22 protein-coding genes are annotated in these 21341 nt (G+C 69.1%); 7 read left to right on the top strand and 15 right to left on the bottom strand.

The window, feature by feature from the left end:
- Both F3J18_RS08375 and F3J18_RS08370 read left to right on the top strand, forming a co-directional pair.
- On the top strand, positions 1 to 1137 hold the full coding sequence (locus F3J18_RS08375; RefSeq protein WP_166912470.1) for an amidohydrolase family protein: 1137 nt from the start codon (positions 1 to 3) through the stop codon (positions 1135 to 1137).
- 108 nt (positions 1138 to 1245) lie between these two features.
- Positions 1246 to 1707: a GNAT family N-acetyltransferase gene (locus F3J18_RS08370; RefSeq protein WP_166912468.1), complete on the top strand. Its 462-nt coding sequence runs from the start codon at positions 1246 to 1248 to the stop codon at positions 1705 to 1707.
- Positions 1708 to 1792: 85 nt separating this feature from the next.
- On the opposite strand, the gene F3J18_RS08365 is transcribed toward F3J18_RS08370, so the two are convergent.
- From F3J18_RS08365 to F3J18_RS08340, 6 genes are all read right to left on the bottom strand, one after another.
- On the bottom strand, positions 1793 to 3835 hold the full coding sequence (locus F3J18_RS08365; protein WP_166912467.1) for a hypothetical protein: 2043 nt from the start codon (positions 3833 to 3835) through the stop codon (positions 1793 to 1795).
- Positions 3836 to 4025: 190 nt separating this feature from the next.
- Positions 4026 to 4361: a ribbon-helix-helix domain-containing protein gene (locus tag F3J18_RS08360; RefSeq protein ID WP_013699603.1), complete on the bottom strand. Its 336-nt coding sequence runs from the start codon at positions 4359 to 4361 to the stop codon at positions 4026 to 4028.
- Positions 4362 to 4394: 33 nt separating this feature from the next.
- Positions 4395 to 5981, bottom strand: coding sequence for a GMC family oxidoreductase (locus F3J18_RS08355; RefSeq protein ID WP_036048943.1), 1587 nt, complete (start codon positions 5979 to 5981; stop codon positions 4395 to 4397).
- Between the two features lie 17 nt (positions 5982 to 5998).
- Positions 5999 to 6610 (bottom strand): twin-arginine translocation signal domain-containing protein, encoded by a 612-nt coding sequence (locus F3J18_RS08350; RefSeq protein WP_166912466.1) that lies wholly within the window; start codon positions 6608 to 6610, stop codon positions 5999 to 6001.
- 87 nt (positions 6611 to 6697) lie between these two features.
- Positions 6698 to 7096 (bottom strand): VOC family protein, encoded by a 399-nt coding sequence (locus F3J18_RS08345; protein WP_025099385.1) that lies wholly within the window; start codon positions 7094 to 7096, stop codon positions 6698 to 6700.
- Between the two features lie 165 nt (positions 7097 to 7261).
- Positions 7262 to 7636, bottom strand: a complete 375-nt coding sequence (locus F3J18_RS08340; RefSeq protein WP_166912465.1) for a c-type cytochrome — start codon at positions 7634 to 7636, stop codon at positions 7262 to 7264.
- Between the two features lie 280 nt (positions 7637 to 7916).
- Between F3J18_RS08340 and F3J18_RS08335 the strand changes: the two genes are divergently transcribed.
- Together F3J18_RS08335 and F3J18_RS08330 are read left to right on the top strand one after the other, a co-directional pair.
- Positions 7917 to 8471 carry a hypothetical protein gene (locus F3J18_RS08335; RefSeq protein WP_166912464.1) on the top strand — a complete coding sequence of 185 codons (555 nt, stop codon included), beginning with the start codon at positions 7917 to 7919 and terminating at the stop codon, positions 8469 to 8471.
- 111 nt (positions 8472 to 8582) lie between these two features.
- Positions 8583 to 9245, top strand: a complete 663-nt coding sequence (locus F3J18_RS08330; RefSeq protein ID WP_029950650.1) for a GntR family transcriptional regulator — start codon at positions 8583 to 8585, stop codon at positions 9243 to 9245.
- A 36-nt stretch (positions 9246 to 9281) separates the two neighbouring features.
- Here the strand turns inward: F3J18_RS08330 and F3J18_RS08325 are convergent, their stop codons facing one another.
- Positions 9282 to 10589, bottom strand: coding sequence for an MFS transporter (locus tag F3J18_RS08325; RefSeq protein WP_025099388.1), 1308 nt, complete (start codon positions 10587 to 10589; stop codon positions 9282 to 9284).
- Positions 10590 to 10713: 124 nt separating this feature from the next.
- The gene (locus F3J18_RS08320) at positions 10714 to 11556 is read right to left on the bottom strand and encodes a class II aldolase/adducin family protein (RefSeq protein ID WP_166912463.1); all 843 of its coding nucleotides are present in this window, start codon (positions 11554 to 11556) and stop codon (positions 10714 to 10716) included.
- A 141-nt stretch (positions 11557 to 11697) separates the two neighbouring features.
- Here F3J18_RS08320 and F3J18_RS08315 point away from each other — a divergent pair, with 141 nt between their 5' ends.
- The gene (locus F3J18_RS08315) at positions 11698 to 12594 is read left to right on the top strand and encodes a LysR substrate-binding domain-containing protein (protein WP_166912462.1); all 897 of its coding nucleotides are present in this window, start codon (positions 11698 to 11700) and stop codon (positions 12592 to 12594) included.
- A gap of 28 nt (positions 12595 to 12622) precedes the next feature.
- Here F3J18_RS08315 and F3J18_RS08310 read toward each other — a convergent pair whose 3' ends face one another.
- From F3J18_RS08310 to F3J18_RS08300, 3 genes are all read right to left on the bottom strand, one after another.
- A complete protein-coding gene (locus tag F3J18_RS08310; protein WP_025099391.1) occupies positions 12623 to 13303 on the bottom strand; it encodes a GntR family transcriptional regulator in 681 nt (226 codons plus the stop codon).
- Between the two features lie 57 nt (positions 13304 to 13360).
- On the bottom strand, positions 13361 to 14383 hold the full coding sequence (locus tag F3J18_RS08305; protein WP_166912461.1) for a PDR/VanB family oxidoreductase: 1023 nt from the start codon (positions 14381 to 14383) through the stop codon (positions 13361 to 13363).
- A gap of 61 nt (positions 14384 to 14444) precedes the next feature.
- The gene (locus F3J18_RS08300; RefSeq protein ID WP_166912460.1) at positions 14445 to 15989 is read right to left on the bottom strand and encodes a Rieske 2Fe-2S domain-containing protein; all 1545 of its coding nucleotides are present in this window, start codon (positions 15987 to 15989) and stop codon (positions 14445 to 14447) included.
- Between the two features lie 240 nt (positions 15990 to 16229).
- Between F3J18_RS08300 and F3J18_RS08295 the strand changes: the two genes are divergently transcribed.
- Both F3J18_RS08295 and F3J18_RS08290 read left to right on the top strand, forming a co-directional pair.
- Positions 16230 to 17063: an AraC family transcriptional regulator gene (locus tag F3J18_RS08295; RefSeq protein WP_025099394.1), complete on the top strand. Its 834-nt coding sequence runs from the start codon at positions 16230 to 16232 to the stop codon at positions 17061 to 17063.
- Between the two features lie 81 nt (positions 17064 to 17144).
- Entirely contained in the window at positions 17145 to 18242 is a 1098-nt protein-coding gene (locus F3J18_RS08290) for a threonine aldolase family protein (RefSeq protein WP_166912459.1), read from the top strand.
- A gap of 30 nt (positions 18243 to 18272) precedes the next feature.
- Here the strand turns inward: F3J18_RS08290 and F3J18_RS08285 are convergent, their stop codons facing one another.
- The 4 genes from F3J18_RS08285 to F3J18_RS08270 form a co-directional block, all read right to left on the bottom strand.
- Complete coding sequence (locus F3J18_RS08285; protein ID WP_025099396.1) at positions 18273 to 18644, bottom strand: DUF779 domain-containing protein; 372 nt, start codon at positions 18642 to 18644, stop codon at positions 18273 to 18275.
- A 52-nt stretch (positions 18645 to 18696) separates the two neighbouring features.
- Positions 18697 to 19137, bottom strand: coding sequence for a tautomerase family protein (locus F3J18_RS08280; protein WP_166912458.1), 441 nt, complete (start codon positions 19135 to 19137; stop codon positions 18697 to 18699).
- Positions 19138 to 19288: 151 nt separating this feature from the next.
- Positions 19289 to 19723, bottom strand: coding sequence for a MarR family winged helix-turn-helix transcriptional regulator (locus tag F3J18_RS08275; RefSeq protein ID WP_013699612.1), 435 nt, complete (start codon positions 19721 to 19723; stop codon positions 19289 to 19291).
- 158 nt (positions 19724 to 19881) lie between these two features.
- Positions 19882 to 21069 (bottom strand): thiolase family protein, encoded by a 1188-nt coding sequence (locus F3J18_RS08270; RefSeq protein ID WP_025099398.1) that lies wholly within the window; start codon positions 21067 to 21069, stop codon positions 19882 to 19884.
- Positions 21070 to 21341 lie beyond the last annotated feature (272 nt).

Below are 21341 nucleotides of genomic sequence, written 5' to 3'. Positions count from 1 at the left end.
ATGAGCCATCCCACTCGCTTTTCCGCGCGCCGCCGTCGCCTGCTGGGCGCGGCCGCTGCCTCCACCCTGCTGCCCGCGCTCGCGTCGCGGCCGGATTTCGCCAAGGAGAACCCGCCCCCGATGAATCCCTCCAGCAACTACCTCCCGGTGCGGGCCGACTGGCTGGCCTCGGGCACCGAGGCGGCGCTCGAACCCGGGCTGCCGATCATCGACGCGCATCACCACTTCTACGAACGCCCCGGCTGGACCTACCTGCTCGACGAATACCTGGCCGATGCGCGATCGGGGCACGACATCAGGGCTTCCGTCTACATGCAGGCGCTCACGCGCTATCGCCGATCGGGCCCGGAAGCGCTGCGCCCGGTCGGCGAGATCGAATACGTGGCGGGCGTGACCGCGCCGCTGCAGCACGGCAAGCCGCAGGTGGCCAAGGGCATGGTCGGCTACGCTGACCTGCGGCAGGGAGCGGCCGTGCGCGAGGTGCTGGAGGCGGAGCTGGCCGCCGGCGACGGCCGCCTGCGCGGCATCCGCCACCTGGTGACCTGGGATGCCGATACCACGCTGGCCAATCCGCTGACCGGCGCGCCGCGCGGCCTGCTGCTCGACCGCCGCTACCAGGAGGGCATCGCGCAACTCGCGCCGCTGGGGCTGTCCTACGATGCCTGGCTGTTCTTCCCGCAACTGCCGGAACTGTTCGAGCTGGCCAAGGCGCATCCGGACCTGCCGATCATCATCAATCATTGCGGCGGCGTGGTGCGGATCGCCAGCTACGCCGCGCATCGACAGGACGTGTTCGAGCAGTGGTCGCGCTCGATGCGCGAGCTGGCGCGCCTGCCGAACGTGCACGTGAAGGTGGGCGGCCTGGGCATGCGCATCAACGGCTTCGACTTCGAGAAGGGGGAGCGCCCGCCCTCGTCGATCGAGCTGGCCGCGGCCTGGAAGCCCTGGATGCTCGCCTGCATCGAGATGTTCGGCGCCGAGCGCTGCATGTTCGAGAGCAACTTCCCGGTCGACAAGGGCTCCTATCCGTTCAGCAACGGCTGGAACGCCTTCAAGCGGATGACCGCGGATGCCGGCGCCGACGAGCGCGCGGCGCTGTTCCGCGGCACCGCGGAGAAGGTCTATCGCCTGGGCTGAGCCGCTTCGTGGCTCCATGATTCCGGCACCGCGTGGCGCTCAACAAGCGCCACGCGCGCTCCTATACTGGCCGGCAATCCCTTCATGCCGAACCCAGGAGCCCTTGCCGTGAAAGACACGCTCGTCGTCCGTTACGTCACCCCCGCCGACTTCAACGCCTGGCTGCCGCTCTGGAACGGCTACAACGAGTTCTACGGCCGCGTGGGCGAGACGGCGCTGCCCAGGGACATCACCGAGCTGACCTGGCGCCGCTTCTTCGACGGCTACGAGCCGATGCACGCGATGGTGGCGGAATCGGCGGGCGAGATCGTCGGGCTGGTCCACTTCCTCTATCACCGCCACACCACGCTGGCCGGCCCGATCTGCTACCTGCAGGATCTCTACACGCTGGCCTCGGCGCGCGGCAAGGGCGTCGGGCGCGCGCTGATCGAGGCCGTCTATCGCGAGGCGAGGCAGGACGGCGCCGAACGCGTCTACTGGCAGACGCACGAAACCAACCAGACGGCGATGAAGCTTTACGACCAGCTCGCCAGCAAGTCGGGCTTCCTGGTGTATCGCCACGCGCTCTGAGCGCGCGCGCGAACGCGCCGCAATCCACCGGCGTGCGCTCGATGCGGGACGGACCGCGCCTTGCGCGCCGCCCGCCCCGCCCGGCTCACGCGTTGTTGGCGCTGCCGGCGCTGCTGCCGCTCGCCCGGGCCTTGCGCATCAAGGTCATCACGAACGGCAGGCACAGTGCCGTCACCAGTGCGCCGCCCACGGCGTTGTTGGCCATCGACGCATGGAAGTCGCTGTAGCCGTCCGCCGCGATCGCCGCGCCGGCCGCCGCCGAGGTGCCGATCGCCGAGCCGAACAGCGACATCCGCGAGATGGTCTTCTCGGCGGCGTCGCCCCATTCGGAGCCGGTCGGCCAGTGCAGCTCGTCGTGGCCGATCTGCAACTGCGCGGCGCCGCTCCAGCCGAGCTTGCCCACCGCCTGCTCGAACACGCTGCCGGCGATCTTGTCGAAGAACTCGCCGCCGGTATTCGCGCCGACATAGGCGAACAACTGCAGCGGCGCCTCCTTGGCGAGCTGCAGCGAAGCTTCGTCGGCCTCGGTCTTGTTGCTGATCTGCGAGATTTCGTGGAGCCTGTCGGCGAAGCCCGCGCCCGACATGCCGCGCGCGCCCTGCCCCCAGTTCACGAAGAACTGGTTGAAACCGTAAGGCACGGTGTTCGCCAACTGTGCCAGCAAGGGATTGCCCTCGCCGTCGGGGGTGCTCTTGTAGGGCTTCACGGTGTTCACGGTGTCGCGCAATCCGGCATAGACGAAGGTACGCGCGAGCGCGGGCAACTGGTCGCGCAACTGGCCGGTTTCCTTCGCGCTGAGCGCGCTGCTGATCAGCCCGGCGATCTGCAGGCCGTTGCCGATATCGGCAATGTTGGAATTGGTGCCGCGTGCGCGGCGCGAAGCCATCGCCAGCAGGTTGCCCAGCCCCATCAGCGCGATCAACGCGCCGGCCGCCGCCTCCTGCGCCTTCTCGGTGCCGGGCGCGTTGTTCTGCGCCGCCCGCACCAGGCCGCTCACCACCTCGCGGATCGCCGTGGTCAGGCCGACCGCCACCGCCTCGTGGCCGGCGACATGCCCGATATTGGAAGCCCAGCCCTTCAGGTTGGCCACCAGTTGCGCGTTGCCGCCCAGCTCCGAGCTGCTCGAGCTTTCCGTGCTGGCGCTCGACGGCGAGGCTTCGGCTTCATTGGTGGTGGCGTTGCGGGTCCGCAGCGGGATATCGCCTTCGCGCTCGGGCACGTCCTCGGTCTCGATCTGCAGCGAGGGGCGCTGGCTGGACGACAGGCGCGTGCGCGGCGGCGGCAGCCGGCCCGAGGCGCCGCTCGCCGACGAAACCGGGCGACGCAATGACGAGTCGCTACTGTCGGGCAGCGGCGGCACGTTCAGGCTCGCGTTCGAGCCATTGCCCTGCAGCGGCAGGTGCAGGCTCTCGCTCGACACGCTGCTGCGCAGCGAGGAATCGCTGCTGTCGGGCAACGGCGGCACGTGCAGGCTCGTGTTCGAACCGTTGCCCTGCAGCGGCAGGTGCAGGCTTTCGCTCGACACGCTGCTGCGCAGCGAGGAGTCGCTGCTGTCCGGCAATGGCGGCACATGCAGGCTCGAGGACGACGGCGAAGGCGGCTCCGCATGCGGCTGCAGTGCCGCCACCAGCGAAGCCATGAACTCGATCGCCTCGTCGGCGTTCTTCAACGCTTCGTTGAGCTGCGCCTCGGCCTGTGCCGGCGTGGTGGCCGGAGCCGACGGCGGGAGGTGCGGATCGTCGAGCGCCAGCGAGCTGATCGAGCTGGTGGGGCTCGACTCGCCCGAGCCGTTGATCTGTTCCTCCACCGCGTGCTGGACGTGCTGCGCCATCCTGGCCTGTAGCGGCGACAGGTTCGCCGGCGGCGATTCGACCATGCCGTTCCGCGCGGCCAGCGCGCTGTCGGAGGCGCTGCGCGCGAGCGACGACGCGCCCGTCTGCACCGGCGTGCCACCATTCAGCGAGCTCGGTCGCTGGCGGCGGCGCTGCATGGCCAGGGCCGGGTTGTTCTGCTGCTGCGTGGCCTGGGCCGGCTCGTTGATGACGGGCGTGGTGCCGTGCTGCGACGACGGCTCGGCAGTTGTCGGGGCCGGGCTGGTGCGCCCGCTGATCAGGGGAGACGGAGGCATGACGGAACTCGCTGACGCGTTGTAAGTGCCGTCACTATAGGAATTCGGCGCGGCCGTCACGGCGGCGACACGAAGTGCGTGACCGGGATGCGAACGCAGCGAGACAGGCTGGTCACGCCCGAGGCAACGGGGCGGGATCCCGGCGGGCCGCGCATCGGGCGGCCCCCGGGCCTGCCGCGGGGCGCTGCCCCTATCGCCCGGCCTCCACCACTTTCAGCCGGGCCGCGCCGGGCGGCGCGTCGCCGGCCGCCTGGTTGCGCGCGCTGCTCACCGACAGGTAGCGCATGCAGCACACGCGCAGGAACGAGGCGAAGTTGAGCGGCTCCTCGCCGCGCAGCGCCACCAGCTCGTCATGCAGCTTGGCGGCGAACTGGCTGGTGGTCATGTCCTCGCGATTGGCGATCTCCTGCAGCACGTCCCAGAACAGGTTCTCCAGGCGCACCGTGGTGACCACCCCGTGTATCCGGATCGCGCGCGTGCGCGATTCGTAGAGGATGGGATCCGCGTTGATGTAGACACTGCACATGCGAACAGTCTCCTTGGGATGGGCCCGCGCCGCTCACAGCTCGCGCCGCTTGATGCGCCCGGCGATATGGTCGGCCTGGCGGATCGCCAGCGTGACGATGGTCAGGGTCGGATTCTCCGCCGCGCCGGTGGTGAACTGGCTGCCGTCCGAGATGAACAGGTTGGCGATGTCGTGGGTCTGCCCGAAACCGTTGCAGACTCCGTCTTCCGCGCGCGCGCTCATGCGGGCCGTGCCGAGATTATGCGTCGAAGGATAAGGCGGCACACGATAGACCGTCTTCGCGCCCGCCGCCTCGTAGACGGCGCTGCCCTGCCGGAAACCGTGCTCGCGCATCGCCTCGTCGTTGGGGTGGTCGTCAAAATGCACGTTCGCCACCGGCAGGCCGTATTGGTCCTTCACCGCGTGATTGAGCGTGATGCGGTTCGAGGCGCGCGGCATGTCCTCGCCGACGATCCACATGCCGGCCGTGTACGGATAGGCATCCATGGCCTGGGTGAAATCGCTGCCCCAGGCGCCCGGGTTCAGGAAGGCGGCGTAGAAGGGCAGGCCCAGCGAGATGGTTTCCATGTGATAGCCGCCGGCGAAGCCGCGCTTGGTATCGAACCGCGCCTCGTCCTCGATGATGCCAGCCATGGTGGTGCCCTTGTACATCTCCACCTTCTTGTCGAACACCGCGTAGACCGAGCCGGTGGTATGGCGCATGTAGTTGCGCCCCACCTGCCCCGAGGAATTGGCGAGCCCGTCCGGGTAGCGGCTCGAGGCCGAGGCCAGCAGCAGCCGCGGCGTCTCGATCGAGTTGCCGGCCACCGCCACCACGCGCGCCTTCTGGCGCTGCAGGCGGCCCTTGGCGTCGTAGTAGAGCACGGCGCTCGCCTTGCCGTGCGCGTCGTGCTCGATGCGCGCCACGTGCGAGTTCGGCCGCAGCTCCATGTGGCCGGTGGCCTGCGCCTTCGGGATCTCGGTATAGAGCGTCGACCACTTCGCCCCGAAGCGGCAGCCCTGGAAGCAGAAGCCGCGCTGATAGCAGTGGCTGCGATCGTCGCGATTGGTGCTGTTGATCGCCATGTGGCCGGTATTGCACTCGCGATAGCCGAGCTTGCTCGCGCCGGCGTGCATCACCTTGAAGTTGTTGTTGCCGGGCAGGCCCGGCCAGCCATTGGTGCGCGTCACGCCCATCTTCTTCTCGGCGCGGTCGTAGTAGGGATCGAGTTCCTCGCGCGTGACCGGCCAGTCGAGCAGCGAGGCGCCCTCGATCGCGCCGTAGTGGGTACGCGCCTTGAACTCGTGCGGCTGGATCCGCAGGCTCGCGCCGGCCCAGTGCGTGGTGGTGCCGCCCACCGTCTTGCAGATCCATGCCGGCAGCGTGGGAAAGTCGCGCGCCACGCGCCAGGAGCCCGAGGTGGTGCGCGGGTCGAGCCAGGACAGCAGGTGGAAGGCGTCCCATTCCTCGGTCTTGAAATCGGCCTGGGTGTTCAGCGAGCCGGCCTCCAGCACCACCACGTCGATACCCTGCTGCGCCAGCTCGTTGGCGAGCGTGCCGCCGCCCGCGCCGGAGCCGATGATCACCACCACGTTGCCGTCGTCATGCGAAAAGCGCTTGCCAGCTTGTTGCGTTGCCATGTCGGTTCTCCCAGGGGTCAGGCTGCCGGAACGGGGCCGCTGTCCTGCGGCGCGGGATCGGGCAGCCAGCTCAGGTCGTCGAAGCCCTTGAACAGGTAGCCCCCGTCGCCCTCGGCGGCGCCGTAGCCGAAGTGCCGATAGGCCAGGCCGTTGCTGTAGAGCGAGACCACCGCGGTGCTGCGCACCGTCTCGAAGAACGGCGTGCCGGCGAGCGCCGCGGTGTCCTTGGCCTGCGCGGCGCCGTCCTGTTTGGTCCAGTCGCCGTCGGCCGCCTTCGCGTCGAGTTGCCTGACGCCCTCGGCGAGTTGCCGGCGCGTGGCGGCATCCTTGCGCGCCTTGGCGTCGAGATCCTTCACCACCAGCGCGTAGACGGCATCGTCGAGCGTCGGATGCGGGTAGATCTGCCGCGTCAGCGCCAGCAGCACCGCGCCCTGGTGCGCGTCCAGGCCCTGCAGCTCCAGGGCCCAGACCCGGCTCGGCGCCAGCGCCGCCAGCGACGAGGACAGCGCCAGCGTGCCGATCAGCACGCCGCTTCCCTTGAGCAGCTCGCGGCGCGTGAGCGCGATACGCCGCGGGCCTTCCGCTTCGGCCGGCCCCTGGCGGGCGATGCCGATGGTTTTGCCTTTCATGTGCGTCTCCTTGATTGCGGGCACGGTGTTGCTTGTCGTTGGTCTTGTTCTGATGCGGTGATGCGGTGATGCGGGCCGGCTTGCCGATCAGCGGTAGTGGCCGTGTCGTTCCAGTACCTCGATCTTGTAGCCGTCCGGATCCTCGATGAAGAAGAAGCGGGCGATCAGTTCGCCCCGGCCGTCGCGGAACTCCTTGAGATCCTTCGGCTGCATGCCGAGCGAGATCAGCCGCGCGCGCTCGGCGGCCGCGTCGTCCACCACGAAGGCGACATGGCCGTAGCCGTCGCCATGCGTGTAGGCCGGCTCGCGGCCCTTGTTCCAGGTGAGCTCGAGTTCGGCTTCGGCCTCGGCATTGCGCAGGTAGACCAGCGAGAAATCGTCGAAGTCGAGCCGGTGCGAGGGCAGCAGCCCGAAGGCCGCCTCGTAGAACGCGAGCGAACGATCGAGCTCGCGCACGCGCACCATGGTGTGGATCAGCTTGGCCATGCGGTGCTCTCCTGGAGGCGCGATGCACATGCCGGGTAAGGCGCGGAAACGCGCCGGCTCGCGCGTGAAGCCGATGCCGCGGCCCATCGGCCGGCGATGATCGGGTGGCGTCTTGCCATGTCTGGCTCCTTGGCGTGAATGGAAGGGCGGGCCGTCACGCGCGCCTCATTTCGGCCCGAGCGTGGCGATGTAGGCGGCCAGGTCGTCGATGTCCCGGTCGGACAGGCCCTGCGCCATCGGCTGCATCATCTGGGCGGTGCCGCCGTTGCGCTGGCCGCTCTTGTAGGCGTGCAGGGCGGCGGCCACGTAGGCCGCGTTCTGGCCGCCGATCTTCGGGAAGGCGGGAGAGGTGGGCAGGCTGCCGTTCGCGCCGTGGCAGGCCACGCAGGCGCCGAATCGGGCCTGTCCCTGGGCGGGATTGCCTACCGCCTGCGCGCCGCCGGCCGTGCCCAGGCAGGCGAGCGCCAGCAGGGCCGGCGCGAGCCGTCGAGACGATGCACACGAAATACCTGAAGCCGCGCTGCGACGAATTCGAATCATGCTTTGTCCTGTTCTCGTGGGGATGGGCCATGCATGAACGCCAGCGTAGCGAGCGCGGCCGCGGGGCTGGTAATACATGGCTAAATCCTGCCTAGGGGTTTCCCGCATGAACGTGTCGCACGCGCCGGACCTTGCTGCGCAGCAGCGAGGCTGCGTGTTTGCCCCGATGTCCGGCAGGGTAGTCTCCTTCTAAGATTCTGGATACAGAGTTCGGCATTCCGTAGACGAATAATCGAACCACCTCCCCAACCGTCGAGACAGTCCCCAGGAAGGCAGCGCGATGAAGATGCCGGAGTTTCTGTTTGGCCGATCCCCCCGCCACCAACACGAGGCCTCGTTCCTGCTCGGCGAAACCGGTTTTTCCTTCCCGCGGGCCGCGCGTCCCGCCGCCCCGCTCGATGGCTGGATGCAAGGGGCGCTGCCCGAAGCGGCCCACGAGTTGCTCGCGCGGCACGGCATGCCTGTCGATGGCGAGACGCTGGACTGGCGGTGCCTCGATCGCGACGAATTGGGCGAGATCGAATCCGCGTGGCTGCTGCTACGCGCGGCCCCGGGCCTGTTGTCGATCGTGGTGCGCGACGCGCGCGCCTGCGAGCCGGCGCGCCTGCGCGAGGACATGGCGCGCGCGGTGGCCCGGGCGCAGCGCTATCGAGCCTCGGCCGCCATCGTGTTCGTGCAGGAAACACCGGCCGACGAGGCGCCGCGCCGTCCCGATGCGCTGCGCCTCGCCTTCGGCAGCGACGCGATGCCTTCCGATCGCCTGCATGCGGGCACGCCCGAAGCCGGCCTACCCACCTGGTTCGGCCGCCTCTCTCCCCGCCGCGCCAGGCAATAAGCCCCTTTCCGCCGATCCCCTTTCCTCCCTGCGGCGTCGCGCGGCATGCGCGACGCATGGCCCGGCCATGCTGGTAAGCTACGGTATTCTGTATCCACCGAAGCCGTGACCATGCCAGCCAAACTCGTGAAAATCCAGGCGCGTACCGACTACGTCGACGAGGTCTATCGCGTCCTGCTCGATGCGATCAGCGAAGGCTCGATCGCGCCGGGTACGCGCATCGTCCAGGAGGAGATCGCCGAGCAGTTGGCGGTGTCGCGCTCGCCGGTGCTGCAGGCGTTCCGGCTGCTCAAGAAGGACGGGCTGGTGGAGGATGCGCCGGGCCGCGGCCTGCAGGTCGCGCCGCTCGACGCCGAGCGCATCGGCCATCTCTACGAGCTGCGCGGCGCGCTCGACAGCCTGGCCGCGCGCCTGGCCGCGCGCAAGCAGGTCAAGCTCGACAAGTCGCTGATCGCCAACGGCCGCAAGCTCTCGAAGGGCAACGACATCAAGGCCATGATCGAGGCCGACATGGCCTTCCACAGCGCCATCTACGCGGCCTCGGGCAATCCGCTGATCGTCGACAACGCGCGCCTGCACTGGATGCTGCTGCGCCGCGTGATGGGCGCCGTGCACCAGGTGGTGGGCCAGCGCAAGACGGTATGGGACGAGCACGCCGCGATCGCCGAGGCGATCGCGGCCGGCGACGAGGAACTGGCCGCGCGGCTCAGCGTGCAGCACACCGAATTCGCGCGCGAGAACCTGGTGCGCCACATGAGCGAAGCGGTGGCCTGATCCCGCCCGCGCGGGTGCTGCAACGCAGCCCGCGCTTCAGCGCCTCGGCGAATTCACCAGGCTCGGCGGCACAAGCAGCACCAGCGCGCCGCCGACGATCAAACTGACCGACAACACCAGCACCCCCGCCCCCGCCGAGCCCGTCGCGTTCTTGATCACGCCGATCAGCGACGGGCTGACCACGCCCGAGATACTCCCCACCGAATTGGCCAGCGCCAGGCCCGCCGCGGCCGCGGCACCGCCCAGGAAGGCCGGCGGCAGCACCCAGAACTGCGAGATGGTGGTCATCACGCCCATCGTGCCGATCGTCAGGCCGATCATGGCCAGCACGGTGGAATGCGCGAACAGCACGCTGATCGCCAGCCCGATCGCGCCCGCCAGCCCCGGCACGATCAGGTGCCAGCGCCGCTCGCCATGACGGTCCGAGCTCTGGCTCACCACGATCATCGCCACCGCGCCGGCCGCGTAGGGCACCGCCGTGAGCAGCCCGACGTCGAGCGGATCCGACACGCCGCTGGCCTTGATCAGGGTCGGCAGCCAGAAGCTCACGCCGTACAGGCCCATGGTGTAGAAGAAGTAGATGCCGCTGACCAGCAGGATCTTGCGGTTCAGCAGGCCGTCCATCACCGAATGCAGCGCGCTCCTGGGCGCCTCCTCGCGCAGCTTGCGCTCGATCGCGGCCTTCTGGCCGTCGTCGAGCCAGCGCGCGTCCTGGATCCGGTCGTCGAGGAAGAAGAAGGCGATCACGCCGAGCACGATGGTGGGCAGCCCCTCCAGCAGGAACAGCCACTGCCAGCCGGCCAGGCCGTGCGCGCCGCCGAGCTGGGTCATCAGCCAGCCCGACAGCGGCCCGCCGATCACGCCCGACATGGGGATGCCCGTCATGAACAGCGCGGTGACCTTGGAGCGGCGCGAGGACGGGAACCAGTAGGTCAGGTAGAGCACGATGGCCGGGAAGAAGCCGGCCTCGGCCACGCCGAGCAGGAAGCGCATCACGTAGAACTGCAGCGGCGTGTGCACGAACATCATGCCCGCCGACAGGAAGCCCCAGGTCACCATGATCCGCGCGATCCAGCGGCGCGGGCCGACCCGCAGCAGCAACAGGTTGCTCGGCACCTCGAACAGCAGGTAGCCGATGAAGAACACGCTCGCGCCGAAGCCGTAGATGGCCTCGTTGAAACCGAGATCGCCGAGCATCTGCAGCTTGGCGAAGGCGACGTTGATGCGGTCGAGATAGGCGGCGAGGTAGCAGAGAAACAGGAACGGCACGAGCCGCAGCGTGGCTTTCGCGAACGCCGAGGACTCGCCGCCTTCGAGGAAGGCGGCCTGGCTGGGGGAATTCATGCTTGTCTCCTGAGGGGCCTTGTGGTTGCCGCGGCGGCGCGCCCTTTGCGGGTCTGTCTGCGCCGCCCGGTGCTCGGCCGAAGCGGCGCGCGGCCGCCTCGGCAATCGGGACGACTCGCGCGCGTCAGTCGAACATGTCGTGCTGGGTGGCGAGCAGGTCGTTCCAGATGGTCTGGAAATGCAGCCAGCCGATGTAGTCGCTGCCGACGTGCTCGCGGCTGTAGCGCGCGCGCTCCGGCGTGACCTCGCGCGGCACGATGCCGGTGGCCTCGATCATCAGTTGCTGCTGGCAGCAGCGCTCCAGCGCGATGAACCAGAACGCGGCCGAGTCGATGCTGTGGCGGCTCGCGGTGAGCAGGCCGTGGTTCTGGTGGATCGCCGCCTTCACGCCGGCGAAGGCACTGGCGACCTTGTTGCCGCCCTTCACCTCCACCGCCACCTTGCCTGCCTCGTCGCCGATCACCACGTGGTCCTCGTAGAACGCGGCGGCGTCCTGCGAGATCGGCGCGAGCGGCTTGCCGAGCGAAGCGAAGGCGGTGCCATGAACGGTATGCGCGTGGCACATCGCGACGATGTCGGGATGCTGCTCGTGCACCGCGGCGTGCAGCACGAAGCCGGCGCGATTGATCGCGTACTCGCCCTCCACCACGGTGCCGCGATGATCGGCGCAGATCAGGTTCGAGAGCTTCACCTGCGAGAAATGCACGGCCATCGGGTTGGTCCAGTAGAGGCCCGGATGCTCGGGATCGCGCACCGTCAGGTGGCCGGCGAAACCGTAGTCGAAACCCTGCAGCGCGAAGGCGCGGCAAGCGGCCACCAGGCGCTCCTTCAGATGACGGCGATGCGCGTCGAGCGAATCGAACTCGGGCAGCTCGGGAAAGATCAAGCCTTCCTGCTCGGGCTGGTAGATCGACACCTTGCCGGGCTTCAGGATCGATTCGGCGGGACGTTCTGCAACCGTGGACATGGGACTGCCTCCTTCAAGGACGTTGATTGAAAAAAACGGCACGGACCGGGTCCGATCCCTTCATGCTCCGCGCCGCTCGATGCGTTGACAAACGATGGCTGTTCATACAAACATGAATCCCGTTCATACCTGGAGGCGCGCATGAGACGGATCCCGAACTTCGTACTGCTTAGAGCCTTCGAGGCGACCGCGCGGCTCAAGAGCTTCACGCGCGCCGCCGAGGAGCTGCACCTCACGCAGTCGGCGATCAGCCACCAGGTGCGCGAGCTCGAGGAGCACGTCGGCCGCCGGCTGCTGACGCGCCGCCATCGCGCGGTCGAGACCACGCCCGAGGGCGCGCGCCTGCAGCACAATCTCGCGCGCGTGTTCGACGTGATCGAGGCCGCCTGCGACGAGGTCAGTCTCGCGCCCGCCGCGCAGGTGCTGGCGCTGCACAGCGCGCCGAGCTTCGCGGCCAAGTGGCTGGGCCCGCGCCTGCCGCAGTTCATGCGCGACCATCCCGACATCACGATCCGCCTGTCTTCGGGCGCCGAGCCGATCGACCTGCGCCGCGATCGCGAGATCGACGTGGCCATCTCCTACGGCCACGCCATCGAAGCGCCCGAACTCGTCACGCTGGCCATGGGCGAGGAACGCATCGCGCCGATGTGCTCGCCCTCCCTGCTCGCGCCGGGCGCCGAGCCGCGCGAGCTGATCCGGCGCCTGACGCTGATCGATTCGCAACTGAGCCGCATCGGCTGGGCCGACTGGTTCGCCGGCAACGGGCTGGCGCTGCCGAGCCGCGCCCGCCCCTCCTTCGATCGCGCCGCGCTGGCCTTGTCGGCGGCCGTCGACGGGCTGGGCGTCGCGCTCGAAACCACCCGCCTGGCCGAACGCGAACTGTCGCGCGGCGATCTCGTGGTGCTCGGCGAGGACAGCTTCGCGCCGCTCCATCGCGCCACGCACTTCCTCTCCTACCGCGAGGACGAGCGCGATACCGACAAGGTCCGTCGCTTCGTCGACTGGCTGCTCGACGCGGCGCGCCCGGCCACGTCCTGAGCCGGCGTCGCGCGAGCGCCTCATCCGTTCACATTGCCGTCCCCTCCACTTCCAGCACCGCCCGCAACTCCGCCACCAGATGCGCATGCGCGCGATGCGTATGCAGCTCCGACAACTGCGCCGCGCGTTCGGCCTCGCCGGCCTCGATCGCCTCGGCGATCGCCGCGTGCTCGTCCCAGATCGAGGCGCGCTGGCCCGATACCTGCAGCATCGCCCCCATCACGCGGCGCAGATGCACCCAATGCACGCGCGCCGTCTCGCCGATCAGCGGATTGCCCGAAGCCGCGTAGACGCCGAAATGAAAGGCCATGTCCGCGTCGATCATGGCGCCCACCTCGCCTTGCGAGGAAGCCAGCCGGCCGCGCGCGAGCAGCCCCGCGTCGAGCCGCGCCCCGCGCCGCGCGGCCAGCCTCGCCGCGAGCGAATCGAGCGTGCCGCGGATCTCGTAGAGATGGCTGAGCCAGCCCGCGTCGAGCGGCGCGATCAGCACGCCGCGCCCCGGCGCGTCCTGCACCAGCCCGTCCTTCTTCAGGAGGCGCAGCGCCTGCAGCACCGGCGAGCGCGACACCGCCAAGCGCTCGGCGATCTCCTCCTGCGTGATGCGCGTACCCGGCGCCAGCGTGCCGTCGCAGATCGCGTCGGCCAGCGCCTGGTAGACGGCGTCCACGTAGTCGGTTCGCATCGGAATCCTCAGCAGCTTCGATGCCATGTGTGCCTCCTTGCCGAGCGACCGGCGACGAGGAGCCGGTGAGGGAACGGCGGGCGTTCAGAGGTCGAGCAGCAGATGCGTGCCGATCGGGCGCGAGACGCAGGCCGTCAGGTATTCGCGGCGCTCGTCCTCGCTCAGGATGAAGTCGTTGTGCTCGACCTCGCCCTCCAGGTAGCGCAGCTTGCAGGTCGCGCAAAGGCCCGCGCAGCACGAGGTGGGCACGGCCACGCCGGCCTCGCCGAGCGCTTCGGCGAGGCTTTGGCCGGCCTTGAGCAGGATCACCTGCCCCGTGCTGGCGATGCGCACCTCGCATTCGCCGGCGCCGGCAGCCTCGCGCTTCGGCAGCTCGGGCGCCTTGAAGTGCTCGAAGTGCACGCTGCCCTTCGGCCAGTGCGCGGCGGCCTCGGCGCAGGCGGCCATGAAACCGGCCGGCCCGCAGTAATAGAGCTGGGTGCCCGGCTCCGGCTCGGCGAGCAGGCGCGGCAGGTCGATCCGCTGGCCGTCGGGGCCGTCGTCGAAGTGATAGTGCAACCGGCCGGCGCGCCGCATCGCGTCGAGCTCGGCGCCGAAGGCGGCGGCCTCGCGGCTGCGCGCGCAGTAATGCAGCGCGAAGTCGATGCCGCGGCTTTCCAGTTCATGCGCCATCGCCTTGAGCGGCGTCACGCCGATGCCGCCGGCCAGCAGCAGCACCTTGCGCGCCCCGCTCGCCAGCGCGAAATGATTGCGCGGGCGGCTGACCGTGACGAGGTCGCCGGCGCGCAGTTGCTCGTGCACCGCACGCGAGCCGCCGCGCCCGTTCTCGTCCTTGAGCACCGCGATCAGGTAGCGGTGCCGCTCGCCCGGCGCGTTGCACAGCGAATACTGGCGAATCAGGCCCGGCTTCAGGTGGATGTCGATATGCGCGCCGGCCTCGAAGGGCGGCAGCGCCTCGCCGGCGGGGTGCCTCAGTTCGTACGAATTGATGCCGCGGCCTTCGTAGCGGATCTGCCCGACGCGCAGCGCCAGCGTGCCGCCGGCCGCCGCATCGCTCGCGGCTTCGCCGGCATCCGTCACGACGCGTTCGGTTTCTGCGATTTCCATATGATGTCCTCGAGGAGCGAACGGCCGGCCCGTGCCTTGCCGTTCGCGATGCATCCCGGCTTCAGCGCTTGAGCGAGCCTTCGAGCTCGTCGAAGCGGCCCCGGACGAATTCGGCGCGAGCCTGGCCCGTCATGGTCTCGCTCTGCGTCAGGATCTCGACCACCGACTTCAGCACCTGGCGCCGGCGCTTCACCTCATCCTCGACGGTCTCGCCCTCGGCGATCTCGAACACGTTGCCCGAGCAATAGCTGTTCGGCGCGCCGGCCATCTCGCGCAGCCACTCGGCGAAACCCTGCGCCGAGGCGGCGGGATTGGTGCCGCGCACGGCCTCGCGCAGCAGCTTGCGGAACTGGTAGAGCCCGGCGTCGAAGCGGGTCGGATGTTCGAGCGCATGCACGGCGATCGGGCGCTGGCTGATGATGGCCTCGTAGTCGCCGGGCGCGTATTGCGCCTGCTTGTAGTTGGGGCGCTCGCGGTGATTGGATGGGATCGGCGGCAGGTCCTCGAGCTTGTAGTTGCCGAAACGCTCGGGCCGGCGCAGCGCCACCTGGCCTTCCAGGAAGTCGATCGACTCGTAGCCCACCAATTCCTTGTTGCCGACGCCGCGCGTGTCGATGCCGGGGCCCATCACGCGCCAGCCGATCATCTTGCTGTTCTCGTCGTCGACCGGCACGGTCCAGCGGATGATGTGGAAGCGGCTGAACAGCTTCTTGCGCGAGCCGTCCTCGGACGTATAGGCGTGCAGGCTCAGGTTCGGCAGCACCTGGTGCTGGACCCGCACGAACAGCTTGTCACGGTCGACGCGGCGCGCGCCGGCGCAGGCCAGGCTGCGGCCGCCCTGCACCGGCACGAAGTTCATGTCGGGCGCGACCTCCATCGAGGCGGCCCCCACCTCGTCGAAGGTGGTGCCCTGGTAATGGCCGCCTACCACGTTCTTGCCCGCGTGCAGCGCGGTGGGGTGGTAGTTGTCGGCGGCGTTGTCCTGCACCTGCAGCCAGTTGCAGTGCTGGAAGTTGCTGTAGGGCACCAGTTCGTCGCCCTCCAGCACCGTGAAATCGCCCTCCCATTCCGGGAACGGCGGCTCCTCCTCGGGCGGCCCCATGTAGGCGAACACCAGCCCGTGGCGCTCGATCGCCTTGTAGGCACCCTGCCGGATCGAGCAGGCGAACTTCTCGGCCTCCCTCTCCTCGCCCTTCGGGAAGGGCACGTGCAGGCAACTGCCGTCGACGTCGAACACCATGCCGTGATAGCAGCACATGATGCCGTGCTCCTGGATCGCGCCGTATTCGAGCGAGGCGCCGCGGTGCACGCAATGCGCATGCAGCACGCCGACCCGGCCGCTGCCGTCGCGGAAGGCCACCAGTTCCTCGTTGAGGATCTTCAGGAAGCGCGGCGTGTCGGTCAGCTCGATCGACATGCAGACGGGGTGCCAGAAGCGCCGCATGAATTCGCCCATCGGCGTGCCGGGGCCGGTTTCGGTCAACTCCGGATCGTGCTCGGGCACCTTGTTGGTGTAGTAGCCGCCGTAGGGAATCAGTTTCTTCGCGACCGGCGCCGCGCCGCCCGCGCTGCGCTGCTCGTCCAGTTTGTCCGACTTGACGCTCATGACTTGCTTCCTCCAGTGATTGACAGGGACTTGCCGCTGTTTGAATTCTGAACTCTGTATACAGAGCGTAGTATTCCGAATCCGCGATGTCTCTATGGGTAAACACGGAGCAGGTCGAATCGCAGCTTGTGAAAGGCGGATGAAAAGCGACGGATCCCGGTGGCCCGGGCCGGTCTTGACGGCGGATTGGATGTACCTACAATCCTTGAGTCGCGATCGCAGCAGGCCCCGGAATCCGCCATGCCCTCCCCGAACGGCAACCGCCCCAACCAGGCCAGGCTCTGGCGCGAGCCCGGTTTCGCCGACGCGGAACTGCTCAGCGCCAGCTATCGCACCCACCGCTTCCCGCGCCACGCGCACGACGCGTTCGCGATCGGCGTGATCGAGCGCGGCGCGCAGGCCTTCCTCGATGGACGCGGCCGGCGCGCGATCATGCCGGCCGGCAGGCTGTGCGTGATCAATCCGGGGCAGCTTCACGAAGGGCGGCCGGCCGGCGAGGATGGCTGGGACTACCGCATGGCCTATATCCCGAGCCAGGCCCTGCTCGAGCTGCTGCGGCGGGCCGACGAAGGCTTTCGCGGCGAACTGCATTTCCCCGAGCTGGTGATCGACGACGCGCCGACGCTGCGCCTGTTCCTCGAAGCGCATCGCTGCTCCGAATCGTCCGACGCGAGCCGGCTGGAAAAGACCTCACGCCTGAACGCCGCCGTGTTCCAGCTGATCGGCCGGCACGCCAGCCTGGCGCCGACGCCGCCCGCGGCGGCCCTGCCCGGCGCCGTGAAGCGCGCCCGCGACTACCTCGATGCCCACCTGGCCGAGAACCCCACGCTCGACACGCTGGCTGGGGCCGCCGGCATGAGCCCGTATCACCTGCTGCGCGAATTCCGCAAGGCGATCGGCGTGGCGCCGCATGCCTGGCTGGTGCAGCGTCGCGTCGAGCGCGCGCGTCACCTGCTGCTGCGCGGCCTGCCGTTGCGGCAGGTGGCGATCGAGGTCGGCTATTGCGACCAGGGCCACCTGAGCCGCGAATTCCGCCGCTTCTTCGGCGTGCCGCCCGGCCTCGCTCGCCGCTGAAATCCGCAAGATTGTCCAAAGCGGCCGGCATCGCGCCGGCCATGCTGCGCTTTTCGAAACATCGGCCCGAGGAGGTCCACCATGATCGATCTGCGCAGCGATACCTGCAGCCGTCCCACGTCCGCCATGCGCGAGGCGATCGCCTCGGCCGAGGTGGGCGACGACGTCTATGGCGACGATCCGAGCGTCAAGGCGCTGGAGCGCGAAGTCGCCGAATTGCTCGGCAAGGAGGATGCCGTCTACATGGTGACCGGCACCATGACCAACCAGGTCGGCATCCGCGCGCATACCGAGCCCGGCGACGCGGTGCTGTTCGACCAGCAGGCGCACGTCTACATCCTCGAAGGCGGCGCGCCGGCCGCGATCTCCGGCGTGCTGCCGCGCCTGCTGCCCGGTGCGCGCGGCATCTTCACGCCGGAGGACGTGGCGAACGCGCTGGGCGTGTCGCATCGCTTCTTCCCGGCCACCATTCCGGCACCGCCGAAGCTGCTGTGCCTGGAGAACACGCACAATCTCGGCGGCGGCAAGGTCTGGCCGCTCGACTCGCTGAAGGCCGTCTGCGAGCTGGCGCGCTCGCGCGGCCTCGCGCTACACCTGGACGGCGCCCGGCTCTGGCACGCGACGGCCGCCACCGGCATCGCGGAAAGCGAATACGCGAGGCACTTCGATTCGGTCAGCGTGTGTTTCTCGAAGGGATTGGGCGCGCCGGTCGGCTCGGCGCTGGCCGGCTCGCGCGAGTTCATCGCGCGGGCGCGCCGCTTCAAGCAGCAGATCGGCGGAGGCTTCCGGCAGGCCGGCATGATCGCGGCCGGCGCGCTGCATGCGCTGCGCCATCATCGCGAGCGGCTGGGCGAGGATCACGAACATGCGCGGCTGCTGGCCGAAGGCATCGCCGGCCTGCCCGGCATCGCGCTCGATCCCGCCACGGTGGAAACCAATATCGTGCGTTTCGGCGTCAGCTCGCTGCCGGCCGGGCGCTTCGTCGACGAGCTGCATGCGCGCGGCCTGCATGTGCTGCCTTCCGGCACCGACGGCGTGCGCGCGATTCCCTATCTGGACATCACCCGCCGGCAGATCCAGGAAGCGATCGGCATCATCGCCTCGGTGGCCGAGGCGCACGCGGGCAGCGCCGGCACGATGGCCGGCCGAGCCGTGCAGGCGGGTGGCGCAGGGTACTGAGAAGGGGAATCGATCGAGCCGCCGTCCGCTTCAGCGGCTCATCCCGAGCTGCTGCAATTCCTCGTCGCTGAACAGCCGCGAACGCGTCAGGAAGCGCATGCCGGTCGGCTGCTCCAGCGAGAACATGCCGCCGTTGCCGGGAATCACGTCGACGATCAGCTGCGTGTGCTTCCAGGATTCGTACTGGCTGTCGCTCATGTAGAAGGACATGCCCTCGATCGACCCGAGGCAGACGTCGGAGCCGCCTATGATCAGTTCGCCATCCTGAAGGCACATCGGCGCGCTGCCGTCGCAGCAGCCGCCCGACTGGTGGAACATCAGCTTGCCGTGCTTCTCGCTGAGCGTCTGGATCAGCTTGCGGGCCGCGTCGGTGGCAACGACGCGTTGCGGCAGTTCGGACATGGCGATCTCCTCCGGTGGACACGGAGCCGCGAGAGGCGGCTCCGATGCGGGTTCACTGGCCGATGCCGACGAGATAGGCGCGATCCTCGTCGGGCATGGCCTGCAGCCAGTTCGCCTCCTCGCCGGGCGAGGGCAGCACCCTGCCGTACTCGACCATCTGCGAAGGCGGCAAATCGGCAATGTACACCCAGACGGCACGCGGCTGGGCTTGCGCGGCACGCGTCACGAGCTCGACGATCGCGTCCAGCAGGCGCCGCTTCTGCTCGGCGTTGCGGCCGGCGCGGATCTGCCCGTTCACGTGGATCTGGTCCGACTTCAGCGGGCGGCCGCCGAGGAAGTGATCGCCCTCGGCGATCGGCACGAAGATCACCTGCGCGAAAAAGCCCTGCGCGCCGGTGGCCTGGCTGTGCGCCTCGGTGATGCCGGCCGCGATCCGCGCCTTCTGCTGCGCGTCGAGGCGGCCTGCCGCCGCCGATACGACATAGGTTGGCATGACGTGCCCCCGATTTTCCGATAGATGGATGTAGCTGCATCTTTCTGGCCCGATTGCCGGAACGATGCCGATTGGTTGTAGCTACATCTCATGTTACGGTCCGCCGCGCCGGACAGACAGGCGGGGTTAACCCGCCATCCTCGCCGCGCGCCTACTTCGCGTCGCTGGCGGCCTGCTGCAGGGATTCGAGCGCCTGCAGCAGGCGCTTGTTGGCGGGGCCCTTCATGAACTTGCGCACCTCGTCCTCGACCTTGTCCTGTGCCTCGCGCCAGTAAGGCTCGGCGCCGCGCAGCTTGGCGATGCCGCGCTTGCTGAGCCGGGCGACCTTGAAGCGCGCGTCCTCGTCGGCCGAGGTATCGACCCAGCCGGCCTCGATCAGGATCTTCAGGTTGCGGGAGATGGTGGTCTTGTCGAGCGCGGCCTCGGCGGCGATCTCGGTGTAGGTGGCCGCGCCGAGCCGCTCCAGCGCGCGCAGCAGCGAGAACTGCGTGATCTTGAGGCCGGCGGGACGCAGCGCGTCGTCGTAGACGCTGGTCAGCGCATTGGCCGAGCGCCGGAATTGCGTGCAGTAGCAGTCGGTGAACATGGTCGGCGGGCGCGGCAATCGAGTGATGTGATTGCGGCCGACACTACACGCGAAGAAAACGCGTGTCAAAAACGGGCAGCGCAGCCGGCGCGGCGGCCCACGAAAAGGCGGGGCCCGGTACCGGGCCCCGCCGCTTCACCACGCGCCGGCCCGGCGCCTTACAGCGTCTCGAGCGCCAGCGCGATGCCCTGCCCGCCGCCGATGCACAGCGTGACCACGCCGCGCCGCTGGCCGCGCCGGCGCATCGCGTGGATCAGCCGCGTGGCGAGGATCGCGCCGGTCGCGCCGATCGGGTGTCCATGAGCCACCGCGCCGCCCTCGCTGTTGACGATGTCCTCGGCCAGGCCCAGCGCGCGCAGCGCCACGATCGGCACGGCCGCGAAGGCCTCGTTGATCTCGATCGCCTCGATGTCGCCGATGCTCCAGCCCGCGCGCGACAGCGCCTGGCGCACCGCCGGCACCGGCCCGTAGCCGAACTGGCCCGGCTCGACGCCGGCCACGCCCCAGGCCACCAACCGGGCCAGCGGCTCGATGCCCTGCTTCTCGGCGAAGGCGCGATCGGCCACCAGCATCGCCGCGGCGCCGGTGTTCAGGCCCGGCGCGTTGCCGGCCGTGATGGTGCCGTCCTTGCGGAAGGCCGGGCGAAGCTGGGCGAGCTTCTCCTGGGTGGTATCCGGGCGGTTGTGCTCGTCCTGCACGAACTCGATCTGCTGCTTGCCGGCCTTGACGTCGAGCGGCACGATCTCGGCCGCGAAATGGCCGGCGCGCTGCGCCTCGGCGAAACGCTGCTGCGAGCGCGCCGCCCAGCGGTCCTGGTCCTCGCGCGTCACGTGGTGCTCGGCAACCAGGTCCTCGGTATGCCAGCCCGAATGCTCGCCCGAGAAGGCGTCGAGCAGGCCGTCGAGCAGCACGCTGTCCTGCATGGTCGCGTCGCCCATCCGGTAGCCGCGGCGCGCGCCGGCCAGCAGATAGGGCGCGCGGTCCATGTTCTCCATGCCGCCGGCGATCGCGGCCTCGGCCGTGCCCAGCAGCACCTCCTGCGCGGCCGAGACGATCGCCTGGGCGCCCGAGCCGCAGACGCGGTTGACCGTCAGCGCCGGCACCGCCACCGGCACGCCGCCGTTGACCGAGGCCTGGCGCGCCGGGTTCATGCGATTGCCGGCCTGCACCACGTTGCCGAGCACCACGCTGCCCAGTTTCGAAGGATCGACGCCGGTCTGCGCCAGCACCGCCTTGATCACGTGGGCGCCGAGATCGGTGGCGGGAATGTCCTTGAGGGTGCCGTTGAAGGTGCCGATGGCGGTGCGCAGCGGCGCGGCCAGGATGATTTCACGGTTGAGGGTCACGATTGCATGCCTCCTGCTTGGGCCGGCGGCGCCGGCTGACTCGGTTTCAGGGAACACCACATTCAGTATCGTCATTGTAGTGATTTCCCTGTGTCGCTGCCGTGGCGAGCCGCGAGAAGGTCATGGCGAACGGGGACGGACCCGGCTGGCGCAGCCGGGCGCGGGCAATCGGGTAGGGGGAGGACGGCGGCACGAAAGGGATGCCGCGCCGGGAGGAACAGGAAAGCCAAGCGCCGGGCCGAGCGGCCCGGCACGACGGGAGGCGGGGGGTC

It is taken from the genome of Burkholderia sp. Ax-1720, assembly GCF_011753035.1.
Classification (GTDB): Bacteria; Pseudomonadota; Gammaproteobacteria; order Burkholderiales; family Burkholderiaceae; genus Burkholderia; species Burkholderia gladioli.
This window is presented reverse-complemented; position numbering and strand designations above follow the sequence as displayed.